At 58.6% G+C, this 12097-nt stretch carries 15 protein-coding genes; 5 read left to right on the top strand and 10 right to left on the bottom strand.

Annotation, left to right across the window (positions count from 1 at the left end):
- The first annotated feature begins 30 nt into the window (after window positions 1-30).
- Together BW978_RS18620 and BW978_RS23640 are read left to right on the top strand one after the other, a co-directional pair.
- Window positions 31-1386: an MmgE/PrpD family protein gene (locus BW978_RS18620; RefSeq protein WP_083697644.1), complete on the top strand. Its 1356-nt coding sequence runs from the start codon at window positions 31-33 to the stop codon at window positions 1384-1386.
- Between the two features lie 124 nt (window positions 1387-1510).
- Entirely contained in the window at window positions 1511-1660 is a 150-nt protein-coding gene (locus BW978_RS23640; RefSeq protein ID WP_175616912.1) for a hypothetical protein, read from the top strand.
- Window positions 1661-1705: 45 nt separating this feature from the next.
- On the opposite strand, the gene BW978_RS18610 is transcribed toward BW978_RS23640, so the two are convergent.
- The 3 genes from BW978_RS18610 to BW978_RS23635 all read right to left on the bottom strand — a co-directional run bounded on the left by BW978_RS18610 (window position 1706) and on the right by BW978_RS23635 (window position 2558).
- Window positions 1706-2077, bottom strand: a complete 372-nt coding sequence (locus BW978_RS18610; protein ID WP_076397313.1) for a transposase — start codon at window positions 2075-2077, stop codon at window positions 1706-1708.
- 75 nt (window positions 2078-2152) lie between these two features.
- Entirely contained in the window at window positions 2153-2425 is a 273-nt protein-coding gene (locus BW978_RS18605) for a helix-turn-helix domain-containing protein (RefSeq protein ID WP_076397312.1), read from the bottom strand.
- Window positions 2352-2558 (bottom strand): hypothetical protein, encoded by a 207-nt coding sequence (locus tag BW978_RS23635; RefSeq protein ID WP_175616903.1) that lies wholly within the window; start codon window positions 2556-2558, stop codon window positions 2352-2354. The genes BW978_RS18605 and BW978_RS23635 overlap by 74 nt, the downstream gene beginning before the upstream one ends.
- Before the next feature lie 323 nt (window positions 2559-2881).
- Here BW978_RS23635 and BW978_RS23630 point away from each other — a divergent pair, with 323 nt between their 5' ends.
- Complete coding sequence (locus BW978_RS23630) at window positions 2882-3025, top strand: hypothetical protein (RefSeq protein ID WP_175616911.1); 144 nt, start codon at window positions 2882-2884, stop codon at window positions 3023-3025.
- A gap of 122 nt (window positions 3026-3147) precedes the next feature.
- Here BW978_RS23630 and BW978_RS18600 read toward each other — a convergent pair whose 3' ends face one another.
- Both BW978_RS18600 and BW978_RS18595 read right to left on the bottom strand, forming a co-directional pair.
- Window positions 3148-4554 carry an amidohydrolase family protein gene (locus BW978_RS18600; RefSeq protein WP_244552004.1) on the bottom strand — a complete coding sequence of 469 codons (1407 nt, stop codon included), beginning with the start codon at window positions 4552-4554 and terminating at the stop codon, window positions 3148-3150.
- The gene (locus BW978_RS18595; protein ID WP_076397310.1) at window positions 4551-5285 is read right to left on the bottom strand and encodes a winged helix-turn-helix transcriptional regulator; all 735 of its coding nucleotides are present in this window, start codon (window positions 5283-5285) and stop codon (window positions 4551-4553) included. The genes BW978_RS18600 and BW978_RS18595 overlap by 4 nt, the downstream gene beginning before the upstream one ends.
- 262 nt (window positions 5286-5547) lie before the next feature.
- Here BW978_RS18595 and BW978_RS18590 point away from each other — a divergent pair, with 262 nt between their 5' ends.
- Together BW978_RS18590 and BW978_RS18585 are read left to right on the top strand one after the other, a co-directional pair.
- Window positions 5548-6342 carry a response regulator transcription factor gene (locus BW978_RS18590; protein WP_083697642.1) on the top strand — a complete coding sequence of 265 codons (795 nt, stop codon included), beginning with the start codon at window positions 5548-5550 and terminating at the stop codon, window positions 6340-6342.
- A gap of 329 nt (window positions 6343-6671) precedes the next feature.
- Window positions 6672-7388 (top strand): autoinducer binding domain-containing protein, encoded by a 717-nt coding sequence (locus BW978_RS18585; protein ID WP_076397409.1) that lies wholly within the window; start codon window positions 6672-6674, stop codon window positions 7386-7388.
- A gap of 104 nt (window positions 7389-7492) precedes the next feature.
- On the opposite strand, the gene trbI is transcribed toward BW978_RS18585, so the two are convergent.
- Genes trbI through trbL form a run of 5 tightly spaced genes read right to left on the bottom strand, consistent with a single transcriptional unit; the run spans window position 7493 to window position 12097 of the window.
- A complete protein-coding gene (gene trbI, locus BW978_RS18580; protein WP_076397308.1) occupies window positions 7493-8827 on the bottom strand; it encodes an IncP-type conjugal transfer protein TrbI in 1335 nt (444 codons plus the stop codon).
- Window positions 8824-9372 (bottom strand): hypothetical protein, encoded by a 549-nt coding sequence (locus BW978_RS18575; RefSeq protein ID WP_076397307.1) that lies wholly within the window; start codon window positions 9370-9372, stop codon window positions 8824-8826. Before BW978_RS18575 ends, trbI begins: the two co-directional genes overlap by 4 nt.
- A gap of 1 nt (window position 9373) precedes the next feature.
- On the bottom strand, window positions 9374-10195 hold the full coding sequence (trbG, locus tag BW978_RS18570) for a P-type conjugative transfer protein TrbG (protein ID WP_244552003.1): 822 nt from the start codon (window positions 10193-10195) through the stop codon (window positions 9374-9376).
- Window positions 10196-10253: 58 nt separating this feature from the next.
- The gene (gene trbF, locus BW978_RS18565) at window positions 10254-10919 is read right to left on the bottom strand and encodes a conjugal transfer protein TrbF (RefSeq protein ID WP_076397305.1); all 666 of its coding nucleotides are present in this window, start codon (window positions 10917-10919) and stop codon (window positions 10254-10256) included.
- On the bottom strand, window positions 10919-12097 hold the full coding sequence (gene trbL, locus BW978_RS18560) for a P-type conjugative transfer protein TrbL (protein ID WP_076397408.1): 1179 nt from the start codon (window positions 12095-12097) through the stop codon (window positions 10919-10921). Before trbL ends, trbF begins: the two co-directional genes overlap by 1 nt.

Here is a 12097-nt window from a genome sequence, read left to right as displayed (position 1 = left end):
ATTCCGCCCTGACCTGAGAGGGAGGCCATCATGTCATCCATGACAGAACGCCTCGCACGACATGCGCTTCAAACCGATGTCGAGGCAGGCGAGCCTAAGCTGAAAGAGATCGCGCTTTGCTGCGTGCTTGATCTTCTGACGGCCGCAATTGCGGGAGCGGGGACAGCAGCACCGCATGCAGCACTCGGTATCACTGACATGCATGGCGAGGGAGATGCGCCCGTCTGGTTTGAGGCTCGGCAATCTTCCCTGGCGCTTGCCTTGCTGCATAATGGTCTTTGCGCCTCCGGCCTCGACTTGGATGACGGCAATCGGGCAGCCCGCGGCCATCCTGGTGCCAGCGTCATCCCAACTGTCCTGACACTTGGCGCAAGTCTGCCAGAGGTCACGGGTTCGGAGATCTTGTCGGCGATCATCGCCGGCTATGATGTCGGTGTCCGGATTGCGGCCTCGCAAAGGCTGGACGCCATTGCGACGCGTCAGACCGGGCGGTGGGCGGCCTTTGCATCCTGTGCGGCTGCCGGGCGTCTTCTTGGGGTCTCGCACGAAGTGCTGTCTGAGGGGCTCTCGATCGCCGGCGTTCTGGCGCCAAACCAGCGGGCCAATGGCAGTTCCGGTTATTCCAGGGCGACCGGCAATCTGGTCAAGGAGGGGATCGCGTTCAGCGCAAGGACTGGGCTTGAAGCGCTTTTCTTGGCGCAGCGCGGCTTTACTGGTCCCATCGATCTCCTTGATCATGACCGTTTTTATGATCAGGCCCGCCTTACAGCTGAGCTCGGTGATCGGTTCGAGATCCTTGACACCTATTTCAAGCCCTATGCCTGTTGTCGCTATATTCATCCAGCCCTTGATGCGCTGAGCCAACTGATGCACGGCCATGACCTGGTCGCCGATGACATCGAACGGATTGACGTGCACACCTTCGCGCAGGCGCTGCGGCTGGCCAACAGTTGCGCCCCGCAGACACTTGTCGGCCTGCAATACAGCCTTCCATTCTGTCTGGCAGTTCTGGCCATCGAAGGCGAAGAGGCGCTCCTTGCTGTTTCGCAAAGGCTTCTTGATCGCAAGGATCTTGTGCTTTTTGCCGAAAGGATCACCCTTTGCACCGACGAGGAGGCGGAGGCACGGTTCCCGCGCGAGACCCTGGCCAGACTTCAGCTCACCCTGAAATCAGGCAGGATAGTTTCCAGCGCATTGGTGACGCCTCGCGGCGATCCTAGCCAGCCCATGGACCGCGCGGATCTGGCCTTGAAGCTCCAGCGTGTGATGAGCAATCGCGGCATCACAGATGTTTATGAGCATGTTGTTGGTGCCGTCGACTGCTTTGACGGGGGCGATCCAAGGCCCTTGCTGAACGTGCTGGAAACAAGGCTCCAGCGGTCCTGACCAGGCTCGGAGACGGAAACAATGAGATCCCGGATATGATTGTCAGCAAAGGCAGGGCGTCTTAATCTTGTAATCGCAGCATGCTCGACATCAGGTGCAAGCCACCGGGCTCTTGGGGATGGATATGGCCGATCGCGCTGAAAAGACCGATGAGGAGAAAGGCGATGAGGTGCTTCGGCGCCTGCTCAAGACCCTGCCCGACCCAAAGCCCGGCAAACAGCCCGTGCCCGTGCCTCAAGGCTTGAGGCACGATGGGAAAATGCTTGAGAACTGAGCGCATATAAGTTCGTCTTGACCGGGTACTCTCCAGGCCAGCGGACTATGTCAGGACATTGTCGATACGCTCTGTCATCTGGCAGGCGGATTTGTAGCTAACGTTAAGCATGCGGTGAAGCTGATTGGCGTTCATGCGGTAGCGGTAGGCGCCCATGAGATGGGCAGCCAGGACCCATTTGTGCAAAGGGATGTTGGAGCCCTCCAGCACGGTTCCTATGGTGACCGAAAAAGGCTTGCGGCATTCCTTGCACTTGTAGAGGCCGGGCCGGGTCGATTTGCCGGCAAACTTCATGATCCGGAACTTGTCGCCATTGCCGCAATGCGGACAGATCGGGCCTTTTGGCCAACGCAGCTTTTCCAGGTGTTGGCGTGCCGTCTCTGGATCGTTGTAGAGATCAATCGTAAGGTCAAACATCCGTCTTGGTCCGGCCCTTGAGATATAAGCGCGCTGGTCAGGTGGTTGCGCCAGCATTGCCGCAGCAGATTTTCGTCATCGACCGTCCCCGAAGGTCGGCAGAAAATCAAGATCATCGTCGGATATGGTGAGCGCAGCCTGTGCCGTCCTGAGATCGCCGACCTCAATGCCGACAGTGCGTGCGACGACCAGAGACTTTTCAAGCTGGCAGCTCGGCTTGCCGGACTCAAGCTCGACAATGAACCGCTCACCCGTACCAGACCGTCTGGCCAACTCAGCCTTTGTCCAGCCCAGGAACTTCCGCCTTTGCCTGATGGCAGCACAGAAATTTCCTGCGGATCTGAACATGGATCAACTCCTGATTTGGCTGACCGTAGAGGAGGATTTTCTGAGAGACCATGCGGTCCTTACCGATCGGGAAGTATTGACGCAAAATAGCAAAGATCGACCCGATCGGGAAGTTTTCGGCTACCGCTGCCATTGAAGAACGGGTCTTGATTTCGGTATCGAGCGTGTTTGTCCCGCCCGGTATCATGGGCCTGACGGGTGAGGAACGTATTGTCTCTGGCGACTTCCCCTGCCCTGCCCTGCCCTCCTCTCCTCCCCCTCCTCTGCCCTGGCACGTCCTCAACGAGTGATCTCCAGAGATTGCCTTGCGTCACCCTGTGGTGAACCGATGCGCCTTTATTGCCCGGCATAAGGCTGCCTGAGGCGATTTGTCCCCGGATGACAAAACTTCGGGCCTCCCCCTTTATTGCAGGTGCGAAACCTGTATCTCCATAGCATGATGTTCCGGAGGTATTTATGGGGCCTGGTTTTATTCTGGTGGTGGTACAGATTCTGGCCGGCGGGACAGAGCTCGAGCATGTCTCGGCTTTCGAGAGCCGCAAGGAATGCGTGAGCGTTGGCGAGCAATGGGTCGATGACGCTTTCGGACGCCCGGGGTGACGAAACCAGTGCCGTCTTGTCCGCCTGGTACTATTGCCAGGAGGTCCGTGGTGCAAAGCGCTAGACGTCCTCAAGCGCTGAGAGGGTCAGGCCTGCCACGATCCGCCTCGTCGAGCTGGTTTTCATTTCTGCAATCCATAGGCCACGCCGGGAAACAGCACCCCATCTGATACAACCAGACGGCCGTCTTTGTAGACATGGCGGATCTTCGAGATGTTATACGGCTCTGCGATGACGATATCGGCTTTTCTGCCAGCTTTGAGCAGTCCTCGGTCGGCGAAAAGCTCGGGAAAGACATGCGCAACGTTGCCAGTTGCAAGTGCGACAGCACGTGGCAGGCTCCAGCCGTTCTTTCTCGTTATCCGGTGAAGAGCAGAACCAATGCTATCCCAGTCGCCGCCGGCATAATCCGTGGACAAGGTATCGATGAGACCCGCATCGACAAGCGCATCGAGATTGTTGGGGTGGTTTCGAAACCTCGTTTCGATCATGTCGAGGGTTGAAACGTCAATTGTAACACCGAGCGCTTTGAGCTCTCGCGCGTAAGCGCACGCCTCTTCAGGCCGGAACGATGGATGATTGGCATGGGCTGCCACCATCCGCGCACCCGGATACTGCTTGGCGAGCGCGATGAGCGTCGTGGCGGTTGGCAAGGCATGATGAAAAATGGCCGGCAGCTTCAGTCGCGCTGACGCTTCGGCAATTTCTTCAAGGCCAAGCCGCGCGCAATGAACCGGGGCAAGCACTTTTGTGCGTAGCAGTTCGGCAAGCGTGCGGGCGGTGAGATCGATCGCGTGCTCATCGAGCAGGTCCTGAAGCCCAGCCTCGCTGACCCTCATCTTGCCATTGAGGTCTCGGCCCAGCACCGCTTCCTTCAGCTGGCGTGCCAGATGTGCCGAGATCCTGACGCCCGTCTTTTCTTCGATGGCATCGGGGATAAAGCGATAGTCCTGGGCACCGCCACCGAGCGTCTGTCCCCCACCGGCTTCGCCAAGCACCCGGCACCCCCGTGAAACGAGATCCTCGATCCTGGCTGATCGATGACGCGATGTGAGCCCCTGGCCATCGATCTGGTCGGCTGCAGCAATGCTATGCGGTGTATGGCCACTCGTCATGTGGATGTCGAGCGCATGGGGCTCGAGCGCTCCGTCTCGTTCTTCGGGCAAAGCGAGCCCACAGACATTGATGAGTGATGTCGTTCCCGACAGGAGATGCCGATTACGTTGATATCTGACGTCATCGAGTGACAGCGGGGTAGAACCGCTCGGCATGGACGGGCCTGCGATCGTGGCATGGGCATGACCATTGATGAAGCCTGGCAGCATCAGATGCCCCTTGGTCGAAACAACGCTCTCGCCATCGCTCGCTTCGATCAGCCCCTCAGTGATGTCGACGATCACGCCGTCTCGGATCCGGATCGATGCGCTCTCAAGATGCGTCTTGCCGTCGCCGGTAATCAGACTGCCGCCTTCAAGGACAAGCTGAGTTCCGTGGTTGTTGCTTCTGCCTGTCATAGGGGGGCCTGTCATGGGGTGCTCCTCTCAAGGTCGAGATCTGTTCGATCAAGCGCATAGCCGTAGCCGCGCACTGTGCGGATGAGGTCCGGCCCACCTTGGGCGTTCAGTCGACGTCTGAGATGGCCGATATGGATATTGACCGTGCGGGCTTCGACAAAGACACCACGGGGCCAGGCTCGAGCAATCAGGCTCTCGCGGGAAAACACCCGGCCGGGTTCCCGCATGAGAGCCGACAGCAGTTCGAATTCAATGCCCGTCAGTCGGATTTCTCGGCGCCGCCGCCAGACTTTCCGAGCGGCGAGGTCGAGCTTGATATCGGCAAAGACCAGCCGGTTGCGATCGTTGACGCGGATCTGACCCGCAAGGCGCTGGATTGTCTCGATGAGACCGGCAGGGTCGAGCGGGCGGGGAAAGCTGTGAACTTTGCCCATGTATCTGTACCCCAACGGGTCGTCCGTCCCGTGATGAGCGCCAAGAGCCAGAATGGTCAGGCTTTCCTCTGGCATGACATCTGAAAGCGCTCGAAGGAGCCATGGCGCTTCTGGAAGCTGGCAGTCGATCAGGGCCATCACCGGTTCCTGGCTGACGATCTGGTCAAAGCCTTCTTTCGCCGATGTGGTAAAGATCGCGGCGATGTCTTCGCATTCGAGACTATGTCTCAGAAAGAGCGAAAGCTCCGTTGCTGCCGTGCAGACAACAACCAGCGGTGCGCTGTCCTGCGCATCTGGATCCAGGTTTTGCATGAGCAGGCCTCGTACTTGGGTTCTTTGCCCGCATGACGAAGATGCCACGACCCGTGAGAAGGTTCAAACGGCAAGTGTCGGATCTAGATGAAGAATTGTTGCGGGGGCAAGGCGGGTCACTCTAGCAGATTTGTCACTTGGCAAGCCGGATGGAATGGATGTCAATGATGAGCCTGCCCGCTCCGGTTGAGATCTTCATATGATCCCAAGGGCGCTGTGAAGTCTCGCGACAGTGGCGAGACAAACATGGAGTGCCTAGCGCATGCCGACATCGTCAATGTCTTCATTCCCGGCAAGGCCGGATCCGCGCCGCAAAGCCGAAGTCTTGCTGCTGAGCCTTGCCGATCGAGGCGGGCGGCGCATTTTGAAGGCCCTTCAAGCAGAACACCAGATCCGCTCTGTCGAGACGATCGAGCAATTGCGTCAAACGCTTCTCATAAAGGGGGTCGATCTCCTTATCCTCGATCGCTCGGCGAACCCCGCAGACGACGTCATCCAGTTGTGTCGGGACATCCGCCTGACCAGTTCGGTCGCCATCATCTTCATGGTCGGATCAGACGATCCCACTCTTCGCATCGAAGCGCTTGAGGCGGGCGCAGACGATTGCTTCTGGCGCAGGCTGGGCTTGCCAGAGATCAAGGCACGCGTCGTTAGTCTCTTGCGCCGGGCAGCATTTGGCGCGGCCGCGTTCTCGACAAATCGTGTGCTGTTTTTCGAAGGGTGGTCCATTGATCCCCATAGGCGGATCTTGACCGATCCGGCCGGTCGCCTGGTCGATTTGACGGCAGCCGAGTTCGATCTGTTATGGGCCTTTTGCCGCAATAGCGGCAAGACCCTGTCACGCCAGACGCTTCTGACCTTGACCAGAGTGGGCGCTGCGCGTCCCGTCGATCGCAGCATCGATGTCCATATCAACCGGCTTCGCAGCAAGATTGAAGTCGACCCTCACCGGCCGGTGTTTTTGCGCACAGTTCGGCTTGGCGGCTACATCTTCACGCCGGCAGTCGAGGTCGATCTCCTCCCCGAAAGGAACAGGGCGCGAAAAACCAGGACATGACCGAATTCCAGAATTGCTGATCAGGTGGTGTTTCTGGAGCGGGCTGGGCAAAACTGATCCCGGAAGATCCGACAGCTTGCAGCATGCGGCATGCCGTCATGTCAGAGTGGGTGCGAGCATTGTTAAATTTTGTTTCTTTTGTCTGTCAAAGTTGCGCGCGGCACATGTGCAGCTATAACTTGTCCGCATAACAATTGCAGATGACACTATTTTGTACCTGCCAGCGTCCCCTTAGGGACTGGCTCTTCTTTAGAGTTCAATCGATGCGCACGGAACCGGTCACCTGCAGTGGCCGGTCCTCGACCCTCACTGCCGAAAAGGATCTCTCCATGGGCAAGAAGCATCCATTTGACAGCCTCATCGAAGCCATCTCGACAGCCAGTGATCCCGATGCATTGACAGCTGCCCTGTCAGAGTTCGGAGAAAGACATGGCTTTCCCTTCTTTGCTTATCTCCGGCTGGACGGTTCGCGTTGGCGAGCGGTTTCCAACTATCCCTCTGAATGGCAAGATCGCTATTATCGCAACAATTACGGCCGTATCGATCCCATCGTCCGTGCTGTGAAACGCGGTGTCCATCCCTTCTGCTGGTCACTCGACGATCCCGTCTTTGAGACCGAACGGGCCGAGGTCGTCGCCTTTCGTGACGAAGCTATTGCCCATGGTATCAGGGCAGGATTTTCGATTCCAATCCGGGTCGGCTTCAGTCATCAGGCGGTTTTGACCTTTGCCTCATCCGACACGCATTGTTTGAACCTCGCCGCCATGCTCGACATTGTCGAGGCTGCGGCGGCCGCTGCAATGCTGCATGTTGCTTTTTCCCTTCCCCGCATGCGTTGGCATCAAGCTGTCCCCAGCGATCTCACCTCGTTTGAGAGGATGTGCCTGCGCTGGGTTGCGGAGGGCAAGACCATGCAGGACGTGGCCGATCTCCTCGATGCCAAGTATTCGACGGTGCGGATCTCGATCGACAAGGCGCGGGACAAACTGGATGCCGTGACGATACAACATGCGACGGCTGTCGCTATTCGCCTGTCCCTGATTTGAGCGCTCTTGTCGCTTGGATGACATTGAGAGGTTTAACGGAAAGCTATTGTGTCTTGCCCGTTGGTCAGACGAAACTGCGGCCCACTTCGAATGGTCAGGACCGATCATCCAAACACCAGGTCCTGATCAACCAGGATGTTGAATCGGTAGCCTGGTCTGATCGTCAATGTCGGCTGCGTGTCGAGGCCTTTTGAAACCGAGCCTTCGGCAAGCCGTCCGAAGGTTTCTGCAAAGCTGCGTCTGGCGGCGTCGGATGGGTCTGAGACCCCAAAAGCATTTCGCGACTGCGGAAGAGAAAGGTCGATGCCGGTGCCAATCAGCGCCACCAGCGCTGCAGTCCCGAAGTTTCGCATGAAATGGCGGTTGACCTTGTCCTTGAAGCCCGCCTCCCCTGCTTGGTCAATGCCGGCCATCGCGCCGAGGTCAAGACGCTGACCGTCCGGCAGGACGATATCGGTCCACACGACCAGCACCCGGGACTGACCGTAAGAGACCTTGGAGTCATACTGGCCGAGCAGTCGTGAGCCTTGCGGGATGAGAAGGTGTCGTCCCGTGGCGCTGTCATAGACGTTCTGGCTGACCTGGGCGAGAAGGCGACCGGGAAGATCAGCGTTGAGACCGCTCAACAGCAAAGCTGGAATGACGGAACCGCGCAACAATGTTCTAGAGCCCAAAGGCTCAAGGCGGGCCCCAGGGTTTCTCGCAGCTCTCGCTTTGTCGAGGAAGGCCTGCTTTTGACCCTGCCCGTTGGGATCGCCCATGCCCTCCCCCGCCATGCCAATGCTCTCGGCGGCCGCCATCAGCCGCTGTGTCAGGCGATCGCTTGAGCCAAGGTCTCTTCCGGAAGCTGCAGCCCCCTCCCCTTCAGGCTTTGTCGACAGTCTTTCAGATAACACGCTCGTATCGATCCTGAGCGGCGAAGCCTTTGCGCCCTCCGCCCTTTGCAGGCTTGCCATGACCTGGCGCTGGCGCTCATTGAGGATCTGTTCCTGGTGTTCGCGCTCCAGTCGCTTGCGCCAGAGATCATCCTCGTCGAGCTCAAGAGGAGCCGGCGAAACCGTCTGGTCTCTTCCCGGTCTGGTTTGCGTCACAAGCTTGGGCGCTTGGATCACTTCTGGCGGGTCCGCGATGCTTGAAGGAGGCTGGACTACGGGCGGTGACGGATTTTCCCCGATGATCCCGTCGCCGATCCCCTGTTTCAATGTGTCGGCAAAGCTGGTCGCTGGCCTGCGATCCAACCCATCTTCTGACCCTTGTCCACTGCGCCACAAACCGCGTGAAGACAGTCCAAAGACGATTGTTGCGATAACGAGAATGGCGCCTGCCAGAACGAGGATGACTGGCAGACGGTTGAGCCGCTGCATCCCCTGCTCAACCCCATTGCGGGATCTGGCTGTCAAGACCTGGGGCGCACCGGAAAGCTGCAATGCTTCGCTCATGGACCGTTCGCTCCGCCGATGGTTTCGAGGACCGGCGGTCCTGCAACATGAATGGCGCGCATTGTCGAGGCGCCGCCAGCATCATCAGCGACATCGCCAATTTGGGCGCTACCTGCCGCCTTCATGCGATACACTTTCGACAGCCTGATCGCCGGCGTCGTCACCCGCAGGAGGAGATCCTCTCCCACCTCGAAAACTTTGAGCTTGAGGAGGATGTCCTTGCCTTGCCTGTCATCTGCGCTACCGACACGATAGCCCTTGGTTGACAGGGTTTGTCTGAGGGCAGCACGCATGACCGGCGGCATATCCTGATCGAAGACAAGCTTTGCGGTTTTCGGGATGAGGCCTGCAAGATCCTCTGTGAGATCCGTTGCAATTGGCTGAGCGACGGCCGGGTTCTCAAGCGTCGACAATACCGCGTTTTGGCCGGTTAACATCGGCTCGCCGCTTTGCAGCTGGCAGGAGGCGAGCGAGAAGCCGATAACGAGCAGGCTCGGGACCAAGGCTGGGAGCGAGGTGGGGATCAGGGCTTGGGTGTTTTTCATCTCAACGCCCCCGCCTGATGGTGATTTTCTTCTGTCGCCAGCCCGTTCCTGCCAGAAGCACGGCTGCGTCCACCTGATGGTCGACGATCATCAGGTCCTTGTTGACCCGGTAGTTGACGATTTGCCGCGCCCCATCGGACATCAGGAAGAGAAGGGGCATCTCGCCATTGGCAATCCCGGCTGGAAACTGGATGTAGGTCTTATCGCCATCAAAATAGACACGTTTGGGCCGCCACTTTGCCTGCCCCTCGATCCTGTAGGCAAAATCAAGCCGGCCGGTCGATGGTGCATCGCCCCTAGCCGCAAGCCTCGCATTGACGATCGCGATCTGGCTTGACGCCGTTTGGGGGTAGGAAAAGCCGATACGCGCCATATAGCGGCTCTCATGCGATCTCAGTCGGATGTGATAGGTGCGCATCGATGTCGTGACGATCATCGAGGTTGCCAGATTGGCCTCTGTCGGGCGCACGATCAGATGAATTGTCTGTTGCGCGCCCTCGCCGGAGCTTGCAGCCTCCACGCTCCAGCGCACGCTGTCGCCGACCAGAACGTCTTTAACGGTCTCCTGTGCTTGAAGCTCGATAGCGCAGACCTGCAGCGGCGCACAGATGATCGAAGCCTGCCCGTCTCCGAAGACGAAGAGCACCTTGCCATCGGGGCCGTGTGTAACGCCACCCCGCCCGCCTTGCCAGGCACTGGAATGGCTGAGCGCCTTGACTTCGGCAGGTGTCATTTCCTGTGACAGGGCCTGCCGGCCTGCGTTTGAAAAGGCCAATATGCTGATCAGAATGCCCGTTACATGCTGTTGGAACCTGTATGTCACGACGATCTCCATTGCTGTCTGAAAAGCCGCCTGTCGGGTCGCTTGTCGGATCCCGTTGCTAGAGCTGTGCGGTCCAGTCGAAGTCATGCACGTAAAGCCCGATCGGATTGAGCCGGATCACGGCCTCATCCTGGGGTTCGGTCAGCGTTACCGACGCAATGGCGCGAAATCGTCGGCTTGCTGTTTCCCGCCCTCTGCGGTCTCTTTCAAACTCGCTCCAATCGATCTGATAGGTTCGTTCCGACAAAGCGACGATGCTCGAGACTTCGACTGAAACCGTGACCCGTTTGGCGGCCTCAAAGGGCGAATTGCTCCGAAACCAGGCATTGATTTTCTCGGTCGACGGATCGGATGCCCTCAAAAGCGCGTAGGTGCGGTCGATATACTGCTTTTGAACCACCGCATCGGGGGTGACAGAGCGAAAGCTCGATATGAAATTGCCAAGGATTGCCCTCACGACGCGCTGGTCGGCATATTCGATCTGTTCGGGTACCCCTGCTGCGACCGGACTACCCAAGCGGTCGATCTCGACGATGTAGGGAACCAGTCTGGTTGTCTGACTGAGGAAGAGAGCGTAGCCAAAGCCGATGGTCGCGAGAGCAAGACTTAAGACGGCAACCGCCCTCCAGGCCCTGGCCTCCCGCACGAAACCGCCATAGCGCTCATTCCATTCGAGCCGGGCCGACAGATAGGGGTTCTCTGGCACTGCATTGCTCTTCGTCATCACCGCCTCTCCCCAGTTCTTGGAGCTTCAGGGGATACCCCTGAAGTCGATGCTGTCTTGTTGGTGACTGATGATGCAGCCGCTTCGAGTTTGGCGTTGGCAAGGCCAAGCAACGAAGCGTGCTGGGCACCGGGTGCTGCAATCATCTTGTCGCGAGCCGCAGCGCCCAGCGCACGCGCCGCCTGCCCGGCGCCAGCTGAAAGCCCGATCATGGCGGCGCCACCGCGAGAGGCACCCCCAGCCCGTGCCGCATCGGCTGCACCAAATCCGATCTTTCCAGCGGTGGCGGCCAGGAAGGCGCCGCCTGCAGCCATGGTGCCCGCCTGCGTGCCATGGCGGATCACTTCAAGGCCCTGTGTGACCGAAACACCCTGAACGACACCCTGGACGATGGTCGGGACATAGAGCGAGATGAGGAACACCACCACAGACAGGCCGGCCATCGAGAAGGTCGAAAGCAGTGGATCACTGTCATTGACGGGGGCGGCGGCAAGACCAAGCAGAACGTCAGATCCGATCCGGGCGATCATCACCAGTGCCATCAGCTTCATACCTACCGAAAAGGCATAGACCAGATAGCGTAGCGAGAAATCCTTGGTGAAAGACGAGCCGCCAAGCCCCAGCATGATCATTCCGGCCAGAAGCCCGACATACATTTCCACCATGACAGCGACGAAGATGGCCGCGACGAGCGAAAAGCAGATGACCACGACACCCATGGCTATCACCGAGGCAATGGCCAGTGCATTGTCCTCGAAGACCCCGAAACGGGCCTGCTGCGAAAGACCGGAGGCCACCTTTATGCCCGCGTCAAAAATCTCGGCAGGCGAGGCGGAACCCTGCCCTGCCCCGATCGCAAACAGACTGTCGACCACTGACTTTGCAAAACCTGGCCCCTGTTCGAGAAGAAAGGCAAAGAAACCGATAAACAGGATCCGGCGCACCAGTTCGGCAAACCAGCCGTCAAGGGAAGCCGCTGACAAGGCAAGCCATATGGCCGCAATCCCGATTTCGATCGCGGCCAGGATCCAGAACAGGGATCGTGCGGCTTCCATGATGGTGGACTGCCAGTCGTGAGTTGCTGCAACCACCTGGTTTTCCAGCTCGGTGAGCATGGCGCCTTGCTGTGCAAGCACTGGTGTCGACAGGCAAACCAGGCTGATGGCTGCAAGCCAGAT

The organism is Rhizobium sp. RU33A (assembly GCF_900156055.1).
In the GTDB taxonomy this organism is placed as follows: Bacteria; Pseudomonadota; Alphaproteobacteria; order Rhizobiales; family Rhizobiaceae; genus Allorhizobium.
The sequence above is the reverse complement of the archived record's forward strand: the minus strand, read 5'-3'. Positions and strand labels throughout refer to the sequence as shown.

Bases quoted from the DNA above. Each gene is read 5' to 3' on its own strand.
- BW978_RS18620 (WP_083697644.1), top strand. From the start codon at position 31: ATGTCATCCATGACAGAACGCCTCGCACGACATGCGCTTCAAACCGAT.
- BW978_RS23640 (WP_175616912.1), top strand. From the start codon at position 1,511: ATGGCCGATCGCGCTGAAAAGACCGATGAGGAGAAAGGCGATGAGGTG.
- BW978_RS18610 (WP_076397313.1), bottom strand. From the start codon at position 2,077: ATGTTTGACCTTACGATTGATCTCTACAACGATCCAGAGACGGCACGC.
- BW978_RS18605 (WP_076397312.1), bottom strand. From the start codon at position 2,425: ATGTTCAGATCCGCAGGAAATTTCTGTGCTGCCATCAGGCAAAGGCGG.
- BW978_RS23635 (WP_175616903.1), bottom strand. From the start codon at position 2,558: ATGGCAGCGGTAGCCGAAAACTTCCCGATCGGGTCGATCTTTGCTATT.
- BW978_RS23630 (WP_175616911.1), top strand. From the start codon at position 2,882: ATGGGGCCTGGTTTTATTCTGGTGGTGGTACAGATTCTGGCCGGCGGG.
- BW978_RS18600 (WP_244552004.1), bottom strand. From the start codon at position 4,554: ATGACAGGCCCCCCTATGACAGGCAGAAGCAACAACCACGGAACTCAG.
- BW978_RS18595 (WP_076397310.1), bottom strand. From the start codon at position 5,285: ATGCAAAACCTGGATCCAGATGCGCAGGACAGCGCACCGCTGGTTGTT.
- BW978_RS18590 (WP_083697642.1), top strand. From the start codon at position 5,548: ATGCCGACATCGTCAATGTCTTCATTCCCGGCAAGGCCGGATCCGCGC.
- BW978_RS18585 (WP_076397409.1), top strand. From the start codon at position 6,672: ATGGGCAAGAAGCATCCATTTGACAGCCTCATCGAAGCCATCTCGACA.
- trbI (WP_076397308.1), bottom strand. From the start codon at position 8,827: ATGAGCGAAGCATTGCAGCTTTCCGGTGCGCCCCAGGTCTTGACAGCC.
- BW978_RS18575 (WP_076397307.1), bottom strand. From the start codon at position 9,372: ATGAAAAACACCCAAGCCCTGATCCCCACCTCGCTCCCAGCCTTGGTC.
- trbF (WP_076397305.1), bottom strand. From the start codon at position 10,919: ATGACGAAGAGCAATGCAGTGCCAGAGAACCCCTATCTGTCGGCCCGG.